Annotated in this window: 19 protein-coding genes; 5 read left to right on the top strand and 14 right to left on the bottom strand. The window is 72.3% G+C overall.

All coding sequences use genetic code 11. From position 1 onward, the window contains the following. Positions 1–51: 51 nt before the first annotated feature. Positions 52–1,743 carry a sodium:solute symporter family protein gene (locus tag ACZ7DE_RS15405; RefSeq protein WP_470761316.1) on the top strand — a complete coding sequence of 564 codons (1,692 nt, stop codon included), beginning with the start codon at positions 52–54 and terminating at the stop codon, positions 1,741–1,743. Between the two features lie 34 nt (positions 1,744–1,777). Next, the gene (locus tag ACZ7DE_RS15410) at positions 1,778–2,158 is read left to right on the top strand and encodes a hypothetical protein (protein WP_470761318.1); all 381 of its coding nucleotides are present in this window, start codon (positions 1,778–1,780) and stop codon (positions 2,156–2,158) included. Between the two features lie 70 nt (positions 2,159–2,228). On the opposite strand, the gene ACZ7DE_RS15415 is transcribed toward ACZ7DE_RS15410, so the two are convergent. The 13 genes from ACZ7DE_RS15415 to rsmI all read right to left on the bottom strand — a co-directional run bounded on the left by ACZ7DE_RS15415 (position 2,229) and on the right by rsmI (position 18,209). Then, a complete protein-coding gene (locus ACZ7DE_RS15415) occupies positions 2,229–2,564 on the bottom strand; it encodes a hypothetical protein (protein ID WP_470761320.1) in 336 nt (111 codons plus the stop codon). A gap of 192 nt (positions 2,565–2,756) precedes the next feature. Beyond that, positions 2,757–3,209 carry a hypothetical protein gene (locus ACZ7DE_RS15420; protein WP_470761322.1) on the bottom strand — a complete coding sequence of 151 codons (453 nt, stop codon included), beginning with the start codon at positions 3,207–3,209 and terminating at the stop codon, positions 2,757–2,759. 5 nt (positions 3,210–3,214) lie between these two features. After that, positions 3,215–3,919, bottom strand: a complete 705-nt coding sequence (locus tag ACZ7DE_RS15425; RefSeq protein WP_470761324.1) for a helix-turn-helix transcriptional regulator — start codon at positions 3,917–3,919, stop codon at positions 3,215–3,217. A gap of 241 nt (positions 3,920–4,160) precedes the next feature. Further along, a complete protein-coding gene (locus ACZ7DE_RS15430) occupies positions 4,161–6,242 on the bottom strand; it encodes an outer membrane protein assembly factor BamB family protein (protein ID WP_470761326.1) in 2,082 nt (693 codons plus the stop codon). A gap of 91 nt (positions 6,243–6,333) precedes the next feature. After that, on the bottom strand, positions 6,334–8,127 hold the full coding sequence (locus tag ACZ7DE_RS15435; protein WP_470761327.1) for an outer membrane protein assembly factor BamB family protein: 1,794 nt from the start codon (positions 8,125–8,127) through the stop codon (positions 6,334–6,336). Between the two features lie 191 nt (positions 8,128–8,318). Beyond that, on the bottom strand, positions 8,319–10,124 hold the full coding sequence (locus ACZ7DE_RS15440; protein ID WP_470761329.1) for an ABC-F family ATP-binding cassette domain-containing protein: 1,806 nt from the start codon (positions 10,122–10,124) through the stop codon (positions 8,319–8,321). A 410-nt stretch (positions 10,125–10,534) separates the two neighbouring features. Next, complete coding sequence (locus ACZ7DE_RS15445) at positions 10,535–11,848, bottom strand: ankyrin repeat domain-containing protein (protein ID WP_470761331.1); 1,314 nt, start codon at positions 11,846–11,848, stop codon at positions 10,535–10,537. A 276-nt stretch (positions 11,849–12,124) separates the two neighbouring features. Next, positions 12,125–13,036: a 4-(cytidine 5'-diphospho)-2-C-methyl-D-erythritol kinase gene (locus ACZ7DE_RS15450; RefSeq protein ID WP_470761332.1), complete on the bottom strand. Its 912-nt coding sequence runs from the start codon at positions 13,034–13,036 to the stop codon at positions 12,125–12,127. Further along, on the bottom strand, positions 13,033–13,923 hold the full coding sequence (rsmA, locus tag ACZ7DE_RS15455) for a 16S rRNA (adenine(1518)-N(6)/adenine(1519)-N(6))-dimethyltransferase RsmA (RefSeq protein WP_470761334.1): 891 nt from the start codon (positions 13,921–13,923) through the stop codon (positions 13,033–13,035). The genes ACZ7DE_RS15450 and rsmA overlap by 4 nt, the downstream gene beginning before the upstream one ends. 49 nt (positions 13,924–13,972) lie before the next feature. Further along, positions 13,973–15,478, bottom strand: a complete 1,506-nt coding sequence (locus ACZ7DE_RS15460) for a ubiquitin-like domain-containing protein (RefSeq protein WP_470761336.1) — start codon at positions 15,476–15,478, stop codon at positions 13,973–13,975. A gap of 116 nt (positions 15,479–15,594) precedes the next feature. Further along, complete coding sequence (locus ACZ7DE_RS15465; RefSeq protein ID WP_470761338.1) at positions 15,595–16,485, bottom strand: TatD family hydrolase; 891 nt, start codon at positions 16,483–16,485, stop codon at positions 15,595–15,597. 51 nt (positions 16,486–16,536) lie between these two features. Continuing rightward, entirely contained in the window at positions 16,537–16,947 is a 411-nt protein-coding gene (locus tag ACZ7DE_RS15470; RefSeq protein ID WP_470761340.1) for a hypothetical protein, read from the bottom strand. Positions 16,948–17,336: 389 nt separating this feature from the next. Beyond that, positions 17,337–18,209 carry a 16S rRNA (cytidine(1402)-2'-O)-methyltransferase gene (gene rsmI, locus ACZ7DE_RS15475; RefSeq protein WP_470761342.1) on the bottom strand — a complete coding sequence of 291 codons (873 nt, stop codon included), beginning with the start codon at positions 18,207–18,209 and terminating at the stop codon, positions 17,337–17,339. A gap of 62 nt (positions 18,210–18,271) precedes the next feature. Between rsmI and ACZ7DE_RS15480 the strand changes: the two genes are divergently transcribed. The 3 genes from ACZ7DE_RS15480 to ACZ7DE_RS15490 all read left to right on the top strand — a co-directional run bounded on the left by ACZ7DE_RS15480 (position 18,272) and on the right by ACZ7DE_RS15490 (position 23,763). Further along, on the top strand, positions 18,272–20,020 hold the full coding sequence (locus ACZ7DE_RS15480; RefSeq protein WP_470761344.1) for a dolichyl-phosphate-mannose--protein mannosyltransferase: 1,749 nt from the start codon (positions 18,272–18,274) through the stop codon (positions 20,018–20,020). 119 nt (positions 20,021–20,139) lie between these two features. Further along, positions 20,140–21,771 (top strand): penicillin-binding transpeptidase domain-containing protein, encoded by a 1,632-nt coding sequence (locus tag ACZ7DE_RS15485; RefSeq protein ID WP_470761346.1) that lies wholly within the window; start codon positions 20,140–20,142, stop codon positions 21,769–21,771. 309 nt (positions 21,772–22,080) lie between these two features. Then, complete coding sequence (locus tag ACZ7DE_RS15490; RefSeq protein WP_470761348.1) at positions 22,081–23,763, top strand: penicillin-binding transpeptidase domain-containing protein; 1,683 nt, start codon at positions 22,081–22,083, stop codon at positions 23,761–23,763. Between the two features lie 24 nt (positions 23,764–23,787). On the opposite strand, the gene ACZ7DE_RS15495 is transcribed toward ACZ7DE_RS15490, so the two are convergent. Then, positions 23,788–24,144 (bottom strand): SsgA family sporulation/cell division regulator, encoded by a 357-nt coding sequence (locus tag ACZ7DE_RS15495; protein ID WP_470761349.1) that lies wholly within the window; start codon positions 24,142–24,144, stop codon positions 23,788–23,790. Positions 24,145–24,146: the final 2 nt, after the last annotated feature.

Here is a 24,146-nt window from a genome sequence, read left to right on the forward strand (position 1 = left end):
GCGAGTCACCATCACAACCAAACAAAGAACACCAAAAGAAGTGAGCAGGGCATGCGAACCCCCACACATTCGGCGGCAGGGCTGGCGGCGGAGCTGCGCCTCCCGACGAACTGGCTCGACTACACGATCCTCGGCATCTACTTCGTCGTGGTCCTGGGCATCGGCTTCGCCGCCCGCAGATCGGTGAAGACCAGCCTCGACTTCTTCCTCTCCGGCCGCTCGCTGCCCGCCTGGATCACGGGCCTCGCGTTCATCTCGGCCAACCTGGCCGCCACCGAGATCCTGGGCATGGCCGCGAACAGTGCGCAGTACGGGGCGTACACCGTCCACTGGTACTGGATCGGCGCCATCCCGGCGATGGTGTTCCTGGGCCTGGTGATGATGCCGTTCTACTACGGCAGCAAGGTCCGCTCGGTCCCGGAGTTCCTGCTCCTGCGCTTCGACAAGGGGGCGCACCTGCTGAGCTCGGCCTTGTTCGCCTTCGCGGCCATCCTGATCTCCGGGGTGAACCTGTACGCGCTGGCGATCGTCGTCGAGGCCCTGCTGGGGTGGCCGCAGTGGGTGGCGATCGTCGTCGCGGGCTTCTTCGTCCTCGCGTACATCACCCTGGGCGGCCTGTCCTCGGCGATCTACAACGAGGTGCTCCAGTTCTTCGTGATCCTGGCGGCCCTCATCCCGCTGTCGGTGCTGGGCCTGAAGAAGGTGGGCGGCTGGGGCGGCCTGTCCGACCAGCTGACCGCGACCCACGGGGACGACTTCGTCACCGCCTGGGGCGGCACGGGCATCGGCAGCGCCAACCCGCTCGGCGCGAACTGGCTGACGATCGTGCTGGGCCTGGGCTTCGTGCTGTCCTTCGGCTACTGGACGACGAACTTCGCCGAGGTGCAGCGCGCCCTGTCGGCCAAGAACCTCTCCGCGGCCCAGCGCACCCCGCTCATCGCGGCCTACCCGAAGGTCTTCATCGTCTTCCTGGTGATGATCCCGGGCCTGGTGGCGGCGGTGCTGGTGCCCGGGATCGGCACCAGCGACTCCGACCTGCAGTACAACGACGCGATCCCGTACCTCATGCAGGAGCTGCTGCCGAACGGCGTGCTGGGCATCGCGGTGACGGGCCTGCTGGCGGCGTTCATGGCGGGCATGGCGGCGAACGTCTCCTCGTTCAACACCGTCTTCACCACCGACATCTGGGCGAAGTACGTGGTGCGGGGGCGGGAGGACGCCTACTACGTCCGGTTCGGCCGCCTGATCACGGCGATCGGCGTGGCCGCGTCGGTGGGCACGGCGTTCCTCGCCTCGTCCTTCTCGAACATCATGAGCTACCTGCAGACCCTGTTCAGCTTCTTCAACGTGCCGATGTTCGTGGTCTTCATCGTCGGCATGTTCTGGAAGCGGGCCTCGAAGAAGTCCGGCTTCTGGGGCCTGCTGGCGGGCACCACGGCCGCGATGGTCAACTACTTCGTCCTCTACAAGCAGGACGTCATCGGCATCCCCACCGACCAGGGCGCGAACTTCGTCTCGGCCATCGCGGGCTTCGTGGCGGGCGCGGTGGTGATGGTCGCGGTGTCGCTGTTCACCGCCCCCAAGCCGGACGAGGAGCTCCAGGGCCTGGTCTACGGCACTGTCTCGCCCGGCATGGCCGAACCGCCGGCCGCGGGCGACGACGCCTGGTACCGCAGGCCCGCGCTGTTGGGCTGGGGCGCGGTGATCCTGGCCGCCGCCTGCTACATCCCGTTCTCGTTCTGAGCCCTCGCGACAACCGCGGGAGGATGGAAACGCCATGTCAGAGCAATTCGAACCGTCCGAGCGCGCCGAGGCCGCGGAACGGCTGCGGCGGGCGGGGTACTCCGAGGCCGACGTCCAGCGCGAGGTCACCGAGCTGGAGCAGAAGTCCGCGACCGCGGCCCGCATCTTCGACCTGCGCCGCATCATCGGCGGCCTGTTCGTCCTCTACGGCGTCATCGTGACGATCGCCGGCCTCACGGACGGCGACGCGGAGATCGACAAGGCCCAGGGGATCAACATCAACCTGTGGACCGGCCTGGGCATGCTGGCCCTCGGCCTGTTCTTCCTGGCCTGGCTGAAGCTGAGGCCCGCGGCCCCGGTCACCCCGGCGCTGCCGCCGGAGGCGGTGGAGAAGGAGGGACCCCGGGCGGAGTAGCGCCGGGGGGCGACGCCGGACGGCGCCGGGATCCGTGGGTGTGGATTCCGGCGCCGTCGGTGTCGGACGGTCAGCCGCCGATCCCGCCCAGGAGACCGTTGAGCAGCCCGTTGCCGTTCGAGGTCGACTCCGTGCCGGCGCCGGTGAAGGTGGCGCTGTCGTCCCCGTTGACGCAGCTCTGCTGGTTCACGTTCTGCTTCGTCAGGCTGCCCAGAAGAGGCACGTCGTTGAGGTTGATGAGGCCCACCTGGAAGTTCGTGTCGCCCTGCTCGGCTTCCTGAACGCAGAGCCTGGGGTCCCCGTTCGAGCCCGTGCCGTAGTCGCCGGCGGAGGCGGTTCCGGCCCCGGCCAGGCAGAGGCCTCCGAGCATGGCAGCCACGAGAGCGGTCTTGTGAAGCTTGCGCATTACATTCCCTTTTCCGGCTGAGTGACATGTTTCGCTACGCAGCGAAACGGTACGGTTACAGACAGTATGTTGTGATTACCCGTTTCGCACCTTTGGCGCCGCGTGTGTCTTCGCCCTCGTTCGCCGCCGACGGCGGCTCCGCGGGGCTCCGGGGGGAGGGAAATCGGCCCGGCGTGCCCGGCGCCGGCCCGGTCAGCGGGCGGCGTACCCGGCGATCTCGCCGCTTCGGGCCGCCGTCGTCAGAGCGATCGTCAGAGTGACCGAACAGGTGAGGAAGAGGGTCGACGGCGGGTGGCCCGCCAGGGGGTGGCCGTCCGCGGTCAGGGCGGCGACGGAGAGCAGGGCCACCGGCAGTCCCGAGGTGAGCGCCGCCAGCAGGCCCCGCAGCAGCGGGCGTTCGAGCAGCCGGCGGGGGGCGAGCGCCAGGGCGAGGCCGGTGGCCGTGCCCAGGGTGACGCCGACCGCCATGCCGCCCAGCACGGCGAGTCCGGCCGCGACCGTGAGCGCCCGCGCGGTTGCGTACAGGCCGCCGGTCAGGAAGACGAACGCCGTCACCAGGCACAGCGTCCCGGCGATTCCGGCGGGCCACGCCCCGAGGAGCGCGCCGTGGCGGGCTCCTCGCCGGACGACCGCGCGTGCCCCCATGCGGTCTACTCGGCGTCCGCCGTCGTGAACCCGGACGTGTGGGGCAGGGGGCCCGCGCGGTCCAGCAGGCCCGTGCGGGCGGCCAGGGCCGCCGCCTCCAGGCGGGAGCCCACACCGAGTTTCATCAGGACGCGCTGGACGTGGGTGCGGGCCGTGGACGGGGCGATGCCCATGCCCGCGGCGATCACACGCGTGTCCTCGCCGTCGGCGACGCGGACCAGGACCTCGACCTCGCGCGGGGTGAGCATCTGCAGCAGACGCTGGCCCTCGTCGTCCGGTTGGGCCGCCGGGTTCAGCAACTCGCTGAACGCGCCCTGCAGCAACTGCGGAGCCACCGCCGCCTCGCCCGCCCTGGCCTTCATGATGGCCCGCTCCACGCCCTCTATGCGCTCGTCATGACGCACGTAGCCGGAGGCGCCGGCCGCGAAGGCCGCGGCGATGCCGCGCGGGTTCGGCACCGGGCCGAGGACCAGCACCGCCACCTGCGGACGCTCCCGCTTGATGCGCACGACCGGGTCGAACATGCCCGGCTCGGCCGGCGTCGCCGTGCCCAGCAGGCACACCTCCGGAGCACGGGTGATCACCAGCTCCGCCGCGCCCGCGGCCGGCGCCGCCGCGGCGAGCACCCGGTGCCCGCGCAGTTTCAGCGCCGAGGCCAGCGCCTCGGCGAGCAGGCGGTGGTCGTCGACCACCATCAGCCGCACTCCCATCGAGCAAACCCCCCAGTCCCCCCATGGATGCCCACACGGATCCACACGGACCAACAAAGGGCACCCCCCGGCACCCCGCTCTTCATGCCCCCGGAAGCTACACGCTTGTTCGACGTTGCGCTCCCCCTACCGGTGAGAAGTGCCCCGGATCGCCGAAATTCCTCACATTCGAGGGTCATGCGCGATAAGTGCACGGCCCCGCCCCTGAGCAGGGACGGGGCCGTGACGGCGATTGAGACGATCAACTGCCCGCGCCGAACGCGACCGCCAGGTACTCCGGTTCGCCGGCCGACAGCGCGCCGTCGTCGACGTACACCTCCGACATGAACAGACGTCCCTTGGCGAACAGGACCTCGGAGTACTCCGGCGACAGGCCGGTCTCCAGGTCGTGCACCGCGTCCGTGGCCGGGTTCTCCAGCAGCTTGGTCTCCTTGAAGGAACCGCCGTCGATGCTGACGACCTGTCCGCCCTTGTCGTACGGAGGCCGCTTGTAGGCGATCAGGTTCTTGCCGTCCATGCGCAGCGGGTAGATCGTGTAGCCGTCGCCGGCGTCCGCGCGCTGGCCGGTCTGCTTTCCGGTGGCCAGGTCGAAGGCGATGACCTCGTTCGTCCGGCTGTACGCGCCGCCGCCCTCGTGCTCCTCGGTCGGGACGTAGATCCGGTCGTTGCCGACGGCCAGTCCGATGCAGGCCTCGACGCGGGTGATGCCCTCGCAGTCGGCCGCGTACTCGGCGCCCGGCACCGAGATGCGGGTGCGCAGCTTGCCGGTCTTGTTGTCGATGGAGAAGAAGTCCGAGATACCGCTGCCGTCACCGGCGCTGTCGCCGACGTCGGCGGCCACGACCAGCGGGTCGGTCGACACGACGGACGCGTAGTCGATGCCCGTGGCCAGCTTGTACTCGGAGATCACCTTTCCGGAGACCGGGTCGATGGTCTGGATGTGCAGCTCGGGGTTGTCGTACGCGCCGCACTTGCGGACCGCCACCAGCTTCGGGCCGCCGCCGTAGCCGGCGTCGTAGCAGGTGTCGGCCGGCTTCGGCGACCACAGCGCCTTGCCGGTGGCGATGTCGAAGGCGGCGCCGCCATTGGTGCTGCCGAGGGCGACCGTGTTCGCGCTGACCGTGACGTTGTTGAAGCTGACCGCGTAGTCACCGGACTTGACGCTCTTCCTCCATAGCTGCTTGCCCGCGGCGAGGTCGATCGCCGCGACCTGGTCGCAGCCGGCCGTCTCGGCGGTGCTCGCCTGGAAGGTGACCGCCGTGCGGTGGTCGGCGGTGGCGAACCTGCTGGCCTCGCACACCGGGCCGGGCAGCGGCACCGACCAGAGCTTGGTGCCCTTGTCCAGGTCGTAGCCGACGATCTCGTTGACGCCCGTCTTCACGTACGCCTTGTCCGTCACCCAGGAGCCCTTGACGCCGACGCTGTCGTCCTTCTTGACCACGGGCATCGGAAGCTTGAAGAGGACGTCCGAGGCGGGGTCGGCCGGCACCTTCTCGCTGCCGCCCGACGCCGTGCCACCGCCGCCCGTGCCGCCGGTGCCGCCCTTGTCGCCTCCGCCGCCGTTCGCGCCGCCGGAGCTCGCCTCCTCCTTCTTGCCGCCGTCCTGGGAGTTCGCGTACCAGACGCCGCCGCCGACGATCAGCGCGATCGCCACGACCGCGGCCACGATGATCGCCACCTGCGCGTTGATCTTCCGGCCGGACCCCGTCGAGCCGCCGACCTGCGGCTGCATGGGAACGGTCGGCTGACCGGGGTAGCCGTAGCCAGGCTGACCCGGATAGCCCGGCTGGCCCGGCTGACCCGGGTAGCCGTAGCCCGGCTGCTGGCCGTACGCCGTGCCCGGCTGGCCGTAGGGGCCCGGCTGCTGGGGCTGGCCGTACGCGGACGGCCCCGGGGCCGGGGCGCCCGGCTGGGCGGGGTAGCCGTAACCGGGGGCGGCGGCCGGAGCCGGCGCCTGCGGGTAGCCGTAACCCGGCTGCGGCTGCGGGGGCCCGGCCGGCGCCGCGGGCGGCGGCGTCTGCGGCGGCTGGGGCGCGGCGGGCGGCTGGGCGGCCGGCGTCTGGGCCGGGGCCTGGGCCGGGGCCTGGGCTGGGGCCTGGGGGTAGCCGTAGCCCGGCTGCGGGGCCTTGGTCAGGTCCGGGGCGGGAGGCTGCGGCGGGGCGTCCTGCGGGGCGGCCTCCTGGGGAGCGGCGTCCTGCGGGACGGCGTCCTTGGGCGCCGCGTCCTGCGGCGGCGGGGGCGGGGGCGGGCCGAACCCGCCCTGCGGCGGCTGCGACGGCTGCTGCGGGGGCTGGTTCGGCGGCGGGGGCGGCGGCTGGGTCATGGTGTGGGTACCTCGGAAGAACGCTCGGAAAGCTCGGGAGGACGGGCGGGAACGGCGGTGACGGGGGGGGCCGGGAAGGCGGCAGGTCGCGCTACTTGCCGTAGGCGAGCATCAGCTTCTCCTTCGTGTCGTCGTTGCCCGTCAGCCTGGTGGTGGAGATGTAGAAGCGCCCGCCGACCCAGTCGATGTCCCGCGAGAAGAAGCTGTCCTCGATGTCGACGGTGCTCGCGGGCAGTTGCAGCAGCGTCCCGGGCGTGTGGGCGGACCCGGCCGTCGGGATGCCCACCACTCGGCCGGCCGCGTCGTACGACGGCTCGACGTACGCGACGAGATTGCCGCCCTCGACCTTCACCGGCATCATCGCCTCGTCGGTCGGGGACTTCACCCGCCACTTCTCCTTGCCGGTGGAGAGGTCGATCGCCACGATCTCGTTGGGACCGCTCTTCGCCTCGGTGGGCAGGTAGAGGGTGTTCGCGTCGGAGGCCGTGCCCGCGCAGCCCGTGAGGTTGCGCTGCAGGAAGCCGGAGTCGCAGGCGGGGGCGAAGTCCTCGTCGAAGCCGACCTGCGAACGGTAGGAGCCGTCCGGCTTGAACGTCGAGATGTTCCAGGTCTTCTTGTCCTCGTTGGTGCTGTAGACGACCAGCGGGTCGACGGAGTACGTCTTCGCGACGCTCCACCCCTTGTCGAACTTCTGGGTCCACCTGACCTTGCCGGTCGCCGGGTCCAGCTCCTGGATCTCGTCGTGCTCGGTGGGGTCGGTCGCGTCGCAGGACGCCACCGCGATCAGCCGGGTCCCGCCCGCGAACGCGGTCGGGAAACACGCCTCGCCGTACTTCTGCTTGTCGTACAGCTTCTTGCCGGTGCGGACGTCGTACGCCGTCCCGGACTGCGAGCGGCCCACCATCAGCGTGTTGCCGGCCAGCGACAGCTCGATGCTGATCGCGCTGTCGAACAGCGCGCCGTCCGCGACCACGCCCTTCCAGCCCTTGGCTCCGGTGTTCAGGTCGATCTGCTGGAGCTGGTTGCACTTGGCGCGGTCGCTGGTGCCGCTCATGTACGCCACGACGATCTTGTCGTCCGCCGTCTTCTGCGGGGTGACCGCGCAGATCTTCTGCGGCAGCGCGATGGCGTCCCAGGTCGGCCTGCCGTCGCCGACGTTGTACGCGACGAGCTGCTTGTACGCCGCCTTCACGGCCGCCTTGGCGGTGATCCACATGCCGGGGGCGTCGGCGCCGGAGGCGGGCGCGTCGGGCGCCTCCTTGTACCAGAGCACCTTCGCCTCGCCCGCCTTGCGGCCGGCGTTGAAGTCCTCGGTGTCCTTGCCGCCGTCGCCGTCGCCGTCGCCGGGGTTGACCGGCGCCGCGCTCGTCGGGGCCTTGTCGTCGTCGCTCGGCCCGGCGACCGGCTTCTTGCCGCCCTTGTCGTCGCCGTTGGTGACCGCGAACACCGTCCCGCCGATCACCAGCAGCGCCGCCACCGCCGCCCCGACCACCAGGGCGGGCCGCCCCTTGAAGGGGTTGCGGCCGCCGGGCGGGGTGCCGGGCGCGCCGGGGAACTGGGGCTGCTGCGGGTAGCCGTAGCCGGGCTGCTGGCCGTAGGGGCCGCTCGGCTGAGCGTACGGGCCGGGCTGGGCGTAGGGCCCGGGCTGACCGTAGGGGCCCGGCTGCTGGGGCGGCCCGTACGGTCCCTGCTGCTGCGGGTAGCCGTAGCCGGGCTGCGGCGAGGGCTGGGCGGGCGGGCCCTGGGGTGGCTGCGGCGGCATCTGCGGTGCGCCGAAGCCGCCCTGCGGCGCCGGTGGCGTCTGTCCGGCCGCCGGCTGCGGCGGCTGGTCCTGCGGCGCTCCGAAACCACCCTGCTGCGGCGGCTGATTGGGCGGCTGAGCCATCAGCGTGTTCCCCCTTGTGTCACTGTTTTTTAGCCACGCCCCCAGGTCAGTGACCACCCGGAGCCGTCTTCAGCACTACACAGACGGCTCTTTCTATCACCCGGCCCCGACAGCCCAACGGGCCGCGTCCGCCCCTGTTCCCAAGGGAGGACCGGCCCGTGATGCCGTCGTTATGCGCCTTCACGCACCCTTCACGCGTCCTCGGCGAGTTCCAGCCAGCGCATCTCCAGTTCCTCGCGCTCGCCGGCCAACTCCCGCAGCTGTGCGTCCAGTCCGGCGACCTTCTCGAAGTCGGTGGCGTTGTCGGCGATCTGGCCGTGCAACTTGGCCTCCTTCTCGGAGACCTTGTCCAACTGCCGCTCGATCTTCTGCAGTTCCTTCTTGGCGGCGCGCTGGTCGGCGGCGCTCTTCTCCGGCGCGGGCTTCTGCGCGACCGCCGGGGCGGAGGCGGCCGCGGCCTCCTCCATGCGCTGCCGGCGCTCGATGTACTCGTCGATGCCGCGCGGGAGCATCCGCAGGGCGGCGTCCCCGAGGAGCGCGAAGACCCGGTCCGTGGTGCGCTCGACGAAGAAGCGGTCGTGGGAGATGACGATCATCGAGCCGGGCCAGCCGTCGAGGAGGTCCTCCAGCTGGGTGAGGGTCTCGATGTCGAGGTCGTTGGTCGGCTCGTCGAGGAAGAGGACGTTGGGCTCGTCCATCAGCAGGCGCAGGATCTGCAGACGGCGGCGCTCACCGCCGGACAGGTCGCCGACCGGCGTCCACTGCTTGTCCTTGTTGAAGCCGAACGTCTCGCACAGCTGCCCCGCCGTCATCTCCCGTCCCTTGCCGAGGTCGACGCGCTCGCGCACCCGCTGCACGGCCTCCAGGACGCGCAGGTTCGGGTCGAGCTCGCCGACCTCCTGGCTGAGGTAGGCGAGCTTGACCGTCTTGCCGACGGCGATCCTGCCGGCCACGGGCTGCGCCTCGCCCTCGGTGCGCGCGGCCTCGGCCAGGGCGCGCAGCAGGGAGGTCTTGCCGGCGCCGTTGACGCCGACCAGGCCGATGCGGTCGCCGGGGCCGAGGTGCCAGGTGATGTGCTTGAGCAGCACCTTGGGTCCGGCCTGGACGGTGACGTCCTCCAGGTCGAAGACCGTCCGGCCCAGCCGCGAGGAGGCGAACTTCATCAGCTCGCTGCTGTCGCGGGGCGGCGGCACGTCCTTGATCAGCTCGTTGGCGGCCTCGACGCGGAACCGCGGCTTCGACGTCCGCGCGGGGGCGCCGCGCCGCAGCCAGGCCAGTTCCTTGCGGACCAGGTTCTGCCGCTTGGTCTCCTCGGTCGCGGCGATGCGCTCGCGCTCGGCGCGCGCGAAGACGTAGTCGGAGTAGCCGCCCTCGTACTCGTGGACGTCGCCGCGCTGGACGTCCCACATGCGCGTGCAGACCTGGTCGAGGAACCAGCGGTCGTGGGTGACGCAGACGAGCGCGGAGCGGCGCTCGCGCAGGTGCCGGGCGAGCCAGGAGATGCCCTCGACGTCGAGGTGGTTCGTGGGCTCGTCCAGGACGATCAGGTCCTGTTCGTCGATCAGCAGCTTGGCCAGCGCGATACGGCGGCGCTCACCGCCGGAGAGCGGGCCGATGACGGTGTCCAGGCCCTGCGGGAAGCCGGGCAGGTCGAGCCCCCCGAACAGTCCCGTCAGCACGTCCCGGATCTTGGCGTTGCCGGCCCACTCGTGGTCGGCGAGGTCGCGGATGACCTCGTGCCGGACCGTCGCGGCCGGGTCCAGGGAGTCGTGCTGCGTGAGCACGCCCATGCGCAGCCCGCCGGAGTGCGTGACCCGGCCGGTGTCGGCGTCCTCCAGCTTGGCGAGCATGCGGATCAGCGTGGTCTTGCCGTCGCCGTTGCGGCCGACGACGCCGATCCGGTCCCCTTCGGACACGCCGAGCGAGATGCCGTCGAGGAGGGTACGGGTGCCGTACACCTTGCTGACGTTCTCGACATTGACCAGATTGACGGCCATTTCTCTCCTGCCCGGGGGGATCGATCGACCCTCCAGGGTAGTCCGGCGCGGTGCGTGGCACGTCAGGCCACCCGGCAACGCGGGCGCGGGCCGAGCGACCCGGTCCGGGCGGCAGCCCCCGGGGCGCGCGTTGTCCGGCAGGAGCGCGCCATCGTGGTGCGCGCTGTTCAAAGGCGGCGCGTACGCGATCCGCTCGCGCTCCCGGGATCGGGGTGTGCGGGCTGCGGCTCACGGCGCAGGCGGCTGGTCACGGCGGACAGCTGCTGGTTGCGCACGCCGGGCGGACGACACCGCGCGCGAGTCCGGCTCGCGACCCGTCCGAGCCTGCGCGGCGGCCGCCCGTCCGCACGAAGAGCCACGCGCTTCCCGGCACTCCCGGGGCCGGCCCCGGACCAGGACGGCCGAGCCACTCAGCCGGGCTCGGGCCCGGGCTCGGGCTCGGGTGTGGCCTTGGGCTCGGGTGTGGCCTCGGGCTCGGGCGTTGCCTCCTTGTATCTCCACATCGCCCGCACGAGGTCGCCGTCCGGCCATCCGTCGGGATCCAGGGGGAGCAGGCGGCGCTCGGCCTCCAGGCAGCGCGGATCACCGCGCAGCGCGAGCCCGCGGGCGGCGTGCACCCGGGTCACCCTCAGTTCGTCGTCGAGGAGCCCGGCGAACACGTCGACGATGCCGGGCGCCTCCCCGCGGCAGTGCGTCAGTTGGTAGGCCGCACTCTCGCGCACGTCGGGATCCGGATCGCGCGCCAGCTTGTACAGGGCTTCGAGACGCGTCGAACGACGGGCCTGCGCGCCCCCCTCGTCCCCGCAGTACAGGGTGGAGGGCACCACGCAGCGCACCCGGGGATCGGGATGCGTCGCGTACGACAGCCCCAGGGCCTCGACCTCCTCGGCCTGCTCCGCGTTCTCACCGATCACCGCGTCCAGCACGAGCGCCAGCACCTCCGGGTCCTCCTCCTTCGAGGCCCACGGGAAGAACAGTGAGAAGTCACGCCACGCGGGCGGCCGGTACCCGTCGTTCGGGCCGCAAAGGGCCATCAGCCGCAGCAGGTCCGCGGCGAAGAGGCGGCGCAGGCGGTCCGGGTGGTCGCGCAGGTCGGCTGCATCCGCCCAGGTCGGCTCGTGCCGCCGCCAGGACAGCCGGATCACCGCTTCGCTCCACACCGCGTGGTCCCGGTCCGGCCGGACGAGCGCCCGCGCGAGCACCTCGTCGAACGGCGCGCCCACCCCGAAGCGCTCCTCCAGCTGGATGAGCACCCCGGCATGACCGTCGCGCACGGTCATGCCACCGAGGGTGATCTGCTCGTAGTAGCAGGAGACGTATGGCACCTCGACCCGCGTGCGCTCGGCCGGCCCCGTGGCGCCCGTCCTGCGGCGCAGCTCGGCCTCCAGGTCGGTCTCGGTCCAGTGCCGGGCCCGGGCCAGCAGTTCGGCGCGCGTCTCGGGTGGGAGCGGCACGGACAGCACGGCAGCGGTCATCTCCGTCGAGCCGCCGTCGACCGCCCGCAGCAGCGGGGTGTCGCCGCCGGGCAGCGGACGCAGCGCGTCGGCGCCGGCACCGACCAGCAGCTCGGCGACCTCTTCGTCGTACGCCGCGACGGCCACGCAGAGCAGCGGGAGACCGTCGGCCGGGTCGCAGGCCTCCGGGTCCGCCCCGCCGTCCAGCAGTTCCCGGACCGCATCGGCGTCGCCCCGCCGAACGGCCGCGACGAGTTCCGTCGACCCCATACGCACGTCCTCCCCCTGCCGGTCTCACGGCGCGACCGGCCGGGGGAGCTTAGAGGGCACGGGCCGCTCACGGCAGCCGTATTTTTCCGCAGCCCGACTTCCACGGCACGGTCGACGGCAGCCGGACGTCCGCCGGCCGGGCGAGAGGTGCAGCCGGACATCCGCCGGCCCGACGAGAGGTGCGGCCGGACCGTCGCGCACCCCCGAGCGCCAGCCGTTCCCGACCGGCACGCCCCCCGGCCGGGGCGGCGCACGCCCCGACCAGCAGTGCTCCGACTACCGCGCGCCCCCGACGACCGTCGCGCCCGGCGCCGGCCCCGGCGCCACGCGCACGCTTCTGCACGTGCCCGAGGTGCGCAGGGCCTGCGCGATCTTCTCGGCGGACCCGGCGTCGCGGGCCAGGAACGCGGTGGTCGGGCCCGAGCCCGAGACGAGGGTCGCGAGCGCCCCGGCCGCGCGCCCCGCGGCGAGCGTGTCCGCCAGCTCGGGGAAGAGGGACAGGGCCGCGGGCTGGAGGCCGTTGGAGACGGTGGCTGCCAGGGCGTCGGCGTCGCCCTTGGCGAGGGCGTCGAGGAGTTCGCGCGAGGCGACCGGCTCGGGGACGTCCAGCCCTTCCGTGAGCCGGTCGAACTCCCGGAACACCGCCGGCGTCGACAGCCCCCGCTCGGCCATCGCGAACACCCAGTGGAAGGCGCCGCCGACCTCCAGGGCCGTCAGCTTCTCGCCGCGCCCGGTGCCCAGGGCCGCCCCGCCGACCAGGCTGAACGGCACGTCGCTGCCCAACTCGGCGCAGATGTCGAGGAGTTCCGCGCGGGACGCGCCCGTGCCCCACAGCACGTCGCAGGCCAGCAGCGCGCCGGCGCCGTCCGCGCTGCCGCCCGCCATGCCCCCGGCGACGGGGATGTCCTTGGCGATGTGGATGTGCACGCCGGCGTCGCGGCCGTGGCGCTCGGCCAGCGCGAGTGCGGCCCGCGCGGCCAGGTTCGTGCGGTCAAGCGGCACCTGTCCCGCGTCGGGGCCCTCGCAGGTGATCCGCAGGGAATCGGCCGGGGTCACGGTGACCTCGTCGTACAGACCGACCGCCAGGAAGACGTTGGCCAGGTCGTGAAAACCGTCCGCGCGGGCGGCGCCCACCGCGAGCTGCACGTTGACCTTGGCGGGCACCCGCACGGTCACACGGGCGCTCACGCGGAGGGCTCCTCGGTCGGGCCCGGCGCCTTGTTCTCGGCGATCCTGGCGAACTCCTCGACCGTGAGGGCCTCGCCGCGGGCCTGCGGGGAGACGCCGGCGGCGACCAGGGCCGCCTCGGCGGCGGCCGCCGAGCCCGCCCAGCCGGCGAGCGCGGCCCGCAAGGTCTTGCGGCGCTGGGCGAAAGCGGCGTCGACGACGGCGAACACCTCGGTCCGCGACGCCGTGGTCCTGACCGGCTCGGCCCGCCGCACCAGGGACACCAGCCCGCTGTCCACGTTCGGCGCGGGCCAGAACACCTTGCGGCCGATCGCGCCGGCCCGCTTCACCTCGGCGTACCAGTTGGCCTTGACGGACGGCACGCCGTACACCTTCGACCCGGGTCCGGCGGCGAGCCGGTCGGCGACCTCGGACTGGACCATGACGAGGGTCCGCTCGATGCTCGGGAAGGTCTCCAGCATGTGCAGCAGCACGGGGACGGCCACGTTGTACGGCAGGTTCGCGACCAGCGCGGTCGGGGCGGGGCCCGGCAGCCCGGTCACGTGCATGGCGTCGGAGTGCACCAGCGCGAAGCGCTCTGCGCGCTGCGGCATGCGGGCCGCGATCGTCGCGGGCAGCGCCCCGGCCAGGACGTCGTCGATCTCGACGGCGGTGACCCGGTCGGCGGCCTCCAGCAGCGCGAGGGTGAGGGAGCCGAGCCCCGGGCCGACCTCGACGACCACGTCGTCGGACCGGACCTCCGCGGTGCGGACGATGCGGCGGACCGTGTTCGCGTCGATCACGAAGTTCTGGCCGCGTTGTTTGGTGGGACGCACGCCGAGGACCGCCGCCAGCTCACGGATGTCGGCGGGGCCCAGGAGGGCGTCGGGGGTGGGGCTGGTACTCACGGGACAAGGGTACGGGGGCCGGCCGGCCCTCCCGCCCGCCCGCCGGGCCTCACCCCTGCAGCCGCGTCCCGCAGTGCGGCCAGGGAGTGGCCCCGCGGCGCACGTACAGCTTCTTCGCGCGAAACGTCTGCTCCGCCGCGGGCGCGTCCTGGGGCCGCCCGCTGCCGCCGAGGCTCTGCCAGGTGCGGGTGTCGAACTGGTAGAGCCCGCCGTAGGTGCCGGAGGGGTCGACGGCGTCCGGCCGGCCGCCCGACTCGCAGGCCGCCAGGCTCTGCCAGTCCAGTCCGTCGGCCCCCCGCACGGAGGCCGGCAGCGGCTTCGTGCCGACCTTGACCACCTGGGTGCGCGGTCCGCGCACGACCTCGTCGCGGATCCGCCGCGGCTTCTGGCGCACCCCGTTGACGGTGCGCAGGGAGTAGGTGACCCGGCGCAGGCCGGGCTGTCCGGTCCGCTCCACCACTTGCACGCCCTTGAACAGCGAGGGGTCGTCGGTGCGGCGCACGGCGAACGGGATCTGCTCCTCGCGCACCTCCTGGGAGCCGGTGATCCGCAGCACGGTGACGGTCTGTCCGTCGCGCGGGAAACTTCCGGGCGGCACGGACGTGGTGTCCTGTCCGCGCAGGGTGATCCCGGCGGCCTCCACCGCCTCGCGCACGGTGGCCGCGTTGGTGCGGATGGTGCGGGCCCGGCCGTCCGCCATCACGGTGACCGAGCGTTCGGTGCGCACGTCCAGGACGAGTCCCGCGCGTCCGATGCGCTGGTAGCGCGAGACGGACATGTACGCACCCTCGGCGCGCACCCCCAGCTGCCGAAGCGCCTCCTCGACCGTGTGGGCGGTCGTCCACATCTGGTGCCGTCGGCCGTCCAGGGTGAGCCGGACGGGACGCCCGTAGCGGACCGCGACCTCGTCACCGCTGGCGAGCGGCGTGCCGGGGGCGGGCGCCACCATGTCGTGCGCTCCCACGTGCACGCCTTCCTCCGCGAGGAGTTCGGTCACGTCGTCGGCGAAGGTGTGCAGGGTGCGGGGCTTGCCGTCGACGGTCAGCTCGACCGCCTTGTCCTCGGCGACGAACGCGGTGGTGCCGCCGGCCAGGAACGCGACGACGAGCGCCTGCGGGAGCAGTCGGCGCATGGAGGACTCCGGCCGCTCGGCGGAGCGCGATCTGCGTCGGCGCGCGGCCCGCCGGCCCGGGTCCTGTTGCGCCGACGGGGCGGGCGCGGGCAGCTGGACCGTGGGGGCGAGCTGAACCGTCTCGGCGAGCCGGAGCGCCTCGGGCGGCCCGGACCGGGAGCCGTAGGGCTCGTGGGCGGCGTACGGCGCGTGGGGCCCGTGTGGCGGGTAGGGCCCCTGTGCCCCGTCCTGCTCGCGTGGCGCGTAGGGTCCGTCCGGCCCGTACGGACCGTCCGGCTCGTGGGCCTCGTACGCGGGCCGGTAGGTGTCGTCGTAGGTCCCGGGCGCCGCGTACACGCCGTACGCGACCGTCTCGGCGTCGTGCAGGTCGACGTACGACCCGCCGCCGTACGGCTCGTACTCGAGGGGCTGCGAGTTGCTCACGCCGACACGCTCCAGGGGTGGGCTCCGGATCGGGCCCCCAGAACCTAGCGGAGGGACGGTCACTCTCCAAAGTGGCACGGCTACTGAGAGTTGTGTTCGACTCGGTCCGCTCGCCGTCAGTAGCCGAACGCGCGTGCCGTGTTCGCGGCGAGTGCGGTGGCCAGGGCGTCCTCGTCGATGCCCCGCACGGCGGCCAGGGCACGCACCGTGACCGGGATGAGATACGGGGCGTTGGGCCGTCCGCGGTAGGGCGCCGGGGTCAGGAACGGGGCGTCGGTCTCCACCAGGAGCAGCTCCAGCGGGGCCACGGCGACGGCGTCGCGGAGGTTCTGGGCGTTCTTGAAGGTGACGTTGCCGGCGAAGGACATGAAGTACCCGGCGCGGGCGCAGATCTCCGCCATCTCGGCGTCTCCGGAGTAGCAGTGGAAGACGGTGCGCTCGGGGGCGCCCTCCTCCTTCAGCACGCGCAGGACGTCGGCGTGGGCCTCGCGGTCGTGGATGACCAGCGCCTTTCCGTGCCGCTTGGCGATCTCGACATGGGCGCGGAACGAGCTTTCCTGGGCTTCCTTGCCCTCGGGGCCGGTGCGGAAGTAGTCGAGTCCGGTCTCGCCGACGCCCTTGACGTGCGGGAGCGCGGCCAGGCGGTCGATCTCGGCGAGCGCCTCGTCGAGCGCCGCAGCACCCCCGGGCTCGCGCGCGCCCTGCCGGGACCACCCGTCGGGGTCGCCGTGCACGATCCGCGGCGCCTCGTTGGGGTGCAGGGCGACGGCGGCGTGGACGCTGTCGTACGCCGCCGCCGTCTCGGCCGCCCACCGCGAGCCCCGTACGTCGCAGCCGACCTGGACGACCGTCGTCACACCGACCGACGCGGCTTTCGCGAGGGCCTCCTCCACGTTGCCCGACTGCATGTCGAGGTGGGTGTGGGAGTCGGCGACCGGCACCCCCAGGGGGGCCGGAAGCGGCGGCGCGGCGCTGGTGTCGGCGTTCCTGCCGGCGTTCGAAGACATGCCCCGATCCTACGGAAGGGAGGCGCGGCCCCCGGCCGGCGACCGGGTCGGCTAGCTGGCCCTGCGCTGGAAGGGGTGCAGCAGATCGGAGAGGTGCCAGTGGTGGTCCGCGTGCTGCCCGGACTGCTCCTCGGCCGCCGGCCTCGGCGCCTCCACCGGTCCCGCCGGGGGCGCCTTGCGCGGCCGGGCCGCGTCCCGCACCGAGGAGACCTGTCCGGCCCGCATGATGCGCACGACGTGCCCGTCGCAGTTCTGGCAGGCGGGCCGGCTCAGCGGCGACGGCACGACCCGGCCGTCGGCCACATAGAGGACGAACTCGTGCCCGTCGCCGTCCGTGTGGTGCTCGATTTCGTACGACTGCTCCCAGCCGTGCCCGCAGCGCATGCAGGCGAAGGAGTACGACTCGTTGACGACGGCGCTCGCGCCGTCCCTGAGGCCGGTCTGCCCTGTGATCTCACTCATGCCGGCTCCTGCTGTCCACTGGAACACGCGCTCCCGGCGCGGGAGTTCCCCCCGGAACGCCCTTGGGAGCGAGGGACGGGTGCGTCCCTGTCACCAGTGGACTCCTCGACCGGCGTGAGGGCATCAGCCCTGTGCACTGTTGGAGGCGATTTGGGCTTTCCTTGCCGAAGGGTCCTCGGCGAGGGGTCTGGGCTTTGCCTTCGACGACAGCCCTTTGCCCCCGCATGGGGCGCACGCTCAGACGACATGCGCCCTGCTCAGAGGGGGTGTGAGCCCGTTCACAGCACCTGGGTAACAGCCGCCACAGAGCCCCGCGCCGGCCGTCCCGGAACCCGGGGCAACCGTCACCGAACAACGCATCAGCCGTCACGGAGAGCGCGCGGCGACCGTCACAGGGCCCCTGAGTTCTTCGCCGCCACCACCGCGTCGAACACCTCGCGCTTGGGCAGGCCGGCCTCCGCCGCCACCGCGGCGATGGCCTCCTTGCGCCGCTCGCCCGCCTCCTCGCGCACCCGCACCCGTCGCACCAGCTCCGCCGCGTCGAGTTCCTCGGGCCCGCGCTCGGGCGCGCCGGTGACGACGACGGTGATCTCGCCGCGCACCCCCTGCGCCGCCCACTCCGCCAGCTCGCCGAGCGGGCCGCGCCGCACCTCCTCGTACGTCTTGGTCAGCTCACGGCAGACCGCGGCGCGCCGGTCCGCGCCGAAGACCTCGGCCATCGCGGCCAGGGTGTCGTCGAGCCGGTGAGGCGCCTCGAAGTAGACGAGCGTGCGGCGTTCCTCGGCGACCTCCCGCAGCCGCGACAGCCGCTCCCCCGCCTTCCTGGGCAGGAACCCCTCGAAGCAGAACCGGTCGACGGGCAGCCCGGACAGGGCCAGCGCGGTGAGCACCGCGGACGGGCCGGGGACGGCGGTGACCCGGACGTCCCGCTCCACGGCCGCGGCGACCAGCCGGTACCCGGGGTCGGAGACCGAGGGCATTCCGGCGTCGGTGACCAGCAGCACCCGTGCGCCGTTGGCGAGCTCCTCGACCAGCTCGGGCGTGCGGGCGGACTCGTTGCCCTCGAAGTAGGACACCACCCGGCCCTTGGGCGTCACCCCCAGCGCCTGGGTCAGCCGCCGCAGTCGGCGGGTGTCCTCGGCGGCGATGACGTCGGCGCCGGTCAGTTCCTCGGCGAGGCGCGGCGGGGCGTCCGCGACGTCGCCGATCGGCGTGCCGGCGAGAACGAGGAGTCCGGGGGCGGTCCGGGGGGTAGCTGTCACGTTTCCATCCTCGCAGGGGACAGACACGGGACTCCCACAGACCTGTTCCCTACGATGGCGCGGTGACCAGTACCGCGTCCTCCATGGACTCCACGGACTACCGGCAGGGCTCGACGCCGCACGACCAGCGGCCGTCGTGGCAGCACCGGCTGCGCCGCTTCGGCTACACGGCGGAGCCCTCCGCCGACGTCCGGGAGCGGCTGGTGCCGCCGTACGCGCAGCCCGGCCCGCGGTTGTGGCAGTCGCTCGGCGTCCCGCACGGCTGGGCGGACCGGCTCGTGCGCTGGTCGCCCTGGGGCGGCCCGCTGCTGGTCACACTGCTGGCGGGCGTGCTGCGGTTCTGGAACCTGGGCAGTCCCAAGGCGGTGATATTCGACGAGACGTACTACGCCAAGGACGCGTGGGCGCTCGTCCACCGCGGGTTCGAGGTCAACTGGGACAAGAACGCCAACGATCTGATCCTGTCCTCGGGCGGCCATGTCCCGATCCCGACGGACGCGGCGTACGTGGTGCATCCGCCCATCGGCAAGTACGTGATCGGGCTGGGCGAACTGATCTTCGGCTTCGATCCGTTCGGCTGGCGGTTCATGACCGCCGTGCTGGGCACGCTCTCCGTCCTGCTGCTGTGCCGGATCGGCCGCCGCATCTTCCGCTCCACGTTCCTGGGCTGCCTCGCCGGCGCCCTGATGGCCGTGGACGGGCTGCACTTCGTGATGAGCCGCACGGCGCTGCTCGACGGGGTGCTGATGTTCTTCGTGCTGGCCGCGTTCGGCTGTCTGGTCGCCGACCGGGACTGGGCCCGCGCGAGACTCGCCGCCGCGCTGGCGCCGGACGAGGACGGCCGCCACCGCCCGAACGCGCTCGTCGCCGAGACCGCTCGCATCGGATGGCGTCCCTGGCGCTGGGGCGCGGGTCTCTTCCTGGGCCTGGCCATCGGCACCAAGTGGAACGGCCTCTACATCATGGTCGCGTTCTGCCTGATGTCCGTCCTGTGGGACGTCGGTTCGCGCAGGGTGGCCGGCGCGCGGAACCCGTATCTGGCGGTGCTCCGGCGCGACACGGGCTTCGCGTTCCTGGCCACCGTCCCGGTCGCGCTGGTCACGTACCTGGTGTCGTGGACGGGCTGGATCCGTTCCGCCGCCGACGGCTCGGGCGGCTACTACCGCAACTGGGCGGCCACCGACGGCAAGGGCGGCGCGTGGACGTTCCTCCCGGACTGGCTGCGCAGCCTGTGGCACTACGAGCACGAGGTGTTCGAGTTCCACACCCACCTCACCTCGCCGCACCGGTACCAGTCGAACCCGTGGAGCTGGCTCGTCCTGGGCCGTCCGGTGTCGTACTTCTACGAGTCCCCCGCGCCGGGCAAGGACGGCTGTCCGACCGACGCGGGCGAGAAGTGCGCCCGCGAGGTCCTCGCGATCGGCACGCCCCTGCTGTGGTGGGCGGCCTGCTTCGCGATCCTGTTCGTGCTGTGGCGCTGGCTGTTCCGCCGGGACTGGCGGGCGGGCGCGATCGCCTGCGGCATCGCGGCCGGCTATCTCCCGTGGTTCCTGTACCAGGAACGCACGATCTTCCTCTTCTACGCGGTCGTCTTCCTGCCGTTCCTGTGTCTGGCGGTGGCGATGATGATCGGCGCGCTCGTCGGCCCACCGGGCTCCAGCGACACCCGGCGCGTCGCGGGAGCGACAGGAGCAGGCGTCCTCGTCCTGCTCATCGCCTGGAACTTCATCTACTTCTGGCCCTTGTACACGGGTCAGGCCATCCCGATCGACAACTGGCGTTCACGTATGTGGCTGGATACGTGGGTCTAACGATTGCGGAAACTCGCGCCCCATCCGTCGCCCTTTCCGCTTACTGTGAGCCCAGACGAGCTTTCTGAACGCGTTCAGAAACGCGGGACGGGAAAGCGCTGACGGGGAGGGGTCCGCAGATGCGCAGGGGGGCCAAGGCGGCCTTGGTCGGTTCCGTGTTCGCCGTGATGGTGGGCGGGGCCGGCTACGGGGCCTTCAACATCGTGAACGCGCTGGGTGGCGGGGGCGGGCTCGCCGGGTCGGGGAGCACCGGCCCGGCGACCGTGAAGAGCGGGCCGCCGAGCGGGTCCGAGGTGAAGGACACCAGTGCCGCGTTCTTCGCTGCCTGGACGAAGGGGCAGGCCGCGGCGGCGGCCGACCTCACCAACAACGCGGCCAAGGCCGAGCCGCTGCTGGCCTCCTACGGCGCCGCGCACATCACCGGCGTGAAGATCACACCGGGTCGGACGGCCGGCGCCGGCGTGCCCTTCACGGTGAAGGCCACGGTGTCGTACGAGGGGAAGTCCAAGCCGCTCTCCTACGCGAGCCGGCTGACGGTCGTGCGGGGCGTGACCACCGGCAGGGCGCTGGTGGACTGGGCGCCCTCGGTCGTCCATCCGCAGCTCAAGGACATGGACGACACGCTGGTCACCGGCGAGTCGTCGGCGCCGCCGATCGAGGCGGTGGACCGCGACGGCAAGGTGCTGACCAAGGACCGTTACCCCTCCCTGGGGCCGATCCTGGACGAGCTGCGCGAGAAGTACGGCGACAAGGCGGGCGGCACGGCCGGCGTCGAGCTGGCGATCCGGCACGCCACCCCGGACACCGCCGACACACCTCTGGTGACGCTGGCCGAGGGCAGGCCGGGCAAGCTGCCCACCACCCTCAGCGCGGGCGTGCAGGCGGCCGCGGAGAAGGCGGTGGGCAAGTACCCCCAGGCGTCGGTGGTGGCGCTCAAGCCGAGCACCGGCGAGGTGCTGGCGGTCGCCAACAACCGCACCGACGGCTGGAACGCCGCGTTCCTCGGCGAGGTCGCGCCCGGCTCGACCATGAAGATCGTCAGTGCGGCCACCCTCATCGACAACGGGCTCACCACCGCCGACGGGCCCGCGCCCTGCCCGGCGTCGGCCGTCTCGGACAGCCAGACCTTCCACAACCTCGAGAACATGAAGGCGAACGAGAACGCGACCCTCTCCGAGAGCTTCGCGCGTTCCTGCAACACGGCGTTCGTGAAGTTCGCGGACGACGTCAAGGACGACTCGCTGACCGTGGAGGCACGGGACCGCTTCGGGATCGGCCTCGACTGGAAGACCGGCATCCCCTCCTTCGACGGCTCCGTCCCGGTCTCCACCGGCCCGGACACCGCGGCCGGCCTGATCGGCCAGGGCCAGGTCCAGATGAACCCGCTGAACATGGCGTCGGTGACGGCCACCGCGATGACCGGGGCGTTCCGGCAGCCGGTGCTCGTGCCGCTCAGCCTCGACGGCCGCGAACCGGCGCACGCGCGCGGGCTGTCGTCGAGCACCGTGCAGCAGCTGAAGTCCATGATGAACCGCACCGCGACCAGCGGCACCGCGGCCGACGTGATGGGCCGGCTGAGCGGCAGGATCGGCGCGAAGACCGGCTCCGCCGAGGTCGACGGGCAGACCAGGTCCGACAGTTGGTTCACCGGTTACCGCGACGACGTGGCGGCGGCCGCCATGACCCAGGACGGCGGTCACGGCGTCGACGCGTCCGGCCCGATCGTGGCGGAGGTGCTGCGGGCGGGCTGAACCGCCCCGGGCGGCTTCAGGACGGCACGACGGGGCACTCAGACGTGGACCTCGGGGGGTGGGCCTCGGGGCTCGGCCCCGCGGTGTGACTCGCGGAGCGCCCCAGGGAGCTCCGGCGTGGCGCTCAGGGACGCTCCAAGGCGTCCACCGGGGCCGGGCTTCAGGGAGCGCTTCAGGGGTGGCTGACGTCACACGTGACGTCACTCCCGCGGACGGGACTCTAGGGTGGTAGCCGTCGTTGGGGTCAATGAGGGCAACGAGGGCAGCGGGGCTGGGGGGAGAGCCCCTGGGGATCCGGAGGATCTGGCAGTGGGCAAGAGAAGGCGTGTCGAAGAACGGCGCAGCAAGCGGCGTCCCGCCGTGGCCGCCGGCATGATCGCCGTCGTGGTGGGGGGCGCCGGGTTCGGCGTCTACGCGCTGTACGGCGGCGGAGCGGCGGCCGACGACGGTTCGGCCGCCGCGGCCAACGGCAAGCAGGTGCCCCGGGTCAGGGCCGACCCGCCGTCGGCGGCCGAGGCGAAGGCCCTGGCCACCCGGTTCCTGACGGCCTGGCAGCAGGGCGAGGTGGCCCGGGCCGCGGCCGCCACGGACGACTCCGCGGCCGCCACCGCCCTCCTCACCGGCTACGCCAAGGACGCCCGCGTCACGGGCGTCGCCCTCACCGCGGGCAAGGCGGACGGCGTCAGAGTCCCGTTCTCCGTGAAGGGCACGGTGACGTACAAGGGCGTCAGCAAGCCGCTGACGTACGACAGCGCGCTCACCGTGGTGCGCAACCCGAAGAACGGCAAGGCGCAGGTCGGCTGGCACGCGTCCGTCGTCCACCCGGACCTGCAGGACGGCGACAGGCTCGTCACCGGCGAGTCGGGCACCCCGCCGGTCAAGGCCGTCGACCGGGACGGCGGTGAGCTCACCGCCGCCAAGTACCCCTCCCTGGGCACGGTGCTGGACGGGCTGCGGGAGAAGTACGGCAAGAAGGCGGGCGGCAAGGCGGGCGTGGAGCTCCGGGTGGTCCGCGGCAAGGCGTCGAAGGCGAAGAAGGCCTCCGACAAGACGCTGCTGGAGCTCAGCAAGGGCACCCCGGGCACGGTGAAGACGACGCTGAGCCCGGCCCTCCAGGCCGCCGCCGAGCAGCAGGTGGCGAAGAAGGCCCGTTCGTCGGTGGTCGTGTTGCGCCCCTCCACGGGCGAGATCCTCGCGGTGGCCAACGCCAGCCCCGGCTTCAACACCGCGTTCAACGGCTCGCTCGCGCCGGGCTCCACGATGAAGGTCATCACGTCGTCGCTGCTCATCGAGAAGGGTCTGGCAACGGCGGACAAGACCCACCCCTGCCCGAAGACGTTCAGCTACGGCGGCTGGAAGTTCCACAACGACGACGACTTCCAGATCAAGGGCGGCTCGTTCAAGGCGAGCTTCGCCCGCTCCTGCAACACCGCCTTCATCAGCCAGGCCCCCGAGCTGAGCAACGACAGCCTGACCAAGCAGGCCCAGCAGGTCTTCGGCCTGTCGATGAACAACTGGTCGATCGGCGTGCCGTCCTTCGACGGTTCGGTGCCGGTGCAGTCGGCGGCCCAGATGGCGGCCTCGCTCATCGGGCAGGGCGGGGTCCGGATGAACCCGCTGAACATGGCGTCGGTCGCCGCCACCGTGAAGTCGGGCGCCTTCCACCAGCCGTATCTGGTCGCCCCGTCGGTGGACGGCCGCACCCTGGCGAAGGCCTCGCGGACGATGTCGCCGGCCACCCTGTCGCAGCTGCGCGAGCTGATGAACTACACCGCCGCGGCCGGCACCGCCGCCGAGGCGATGTCCGGCCTGGGCCCCGACTACGGCGCCAAGACGGGCTCCGCGGAGGTCGACAACCAGGACAAGCCCAACGGCTGGTTCACCGCCTACCGCGGCGACCTGGCGGCCGCGGGCGTCGTCCAGGCGGGCGGCCACGGCGGCGACACGGCCGGCCCGATCGTGGCGTCCCTGCTCCGGCTGGGCGCCGGCTGAGCTTTGGCCCAGCGGTCGGCGGGCCTAGTGGCTGACGGGCCGGGCCGTGGCCGTGTAGGTGCGGCGCAGGAAGCGCATCAGCGTCTTCGACTCGAACTGCACGACCGAGACGCCCTGCGAGGAGTGGAACTCGACGACGGCCTGGACCCGCCCGCACGGCCACACCCGGACCTCGCCGGTGCCGGTCGGCGCGCGCAGGCCCTGTTCGAGGAGGTTGCGGGAGAACGTCCACTCGTGCCGGTCGGGCAGTCCGACCCGCACCGATCGCGGATCCTCCTCCGGGTCGTAGCGCAGGACGACGGGAACGGCGGTGCGTTCGTCCTCGACCCTGTCGGCGTCCGTGACGATGCGGGCTCGCGCGTATTGCTCGACTACAGACATCG

The organism is Streptomyces sp. NPDC037083 (assembly GCF_055606485.1).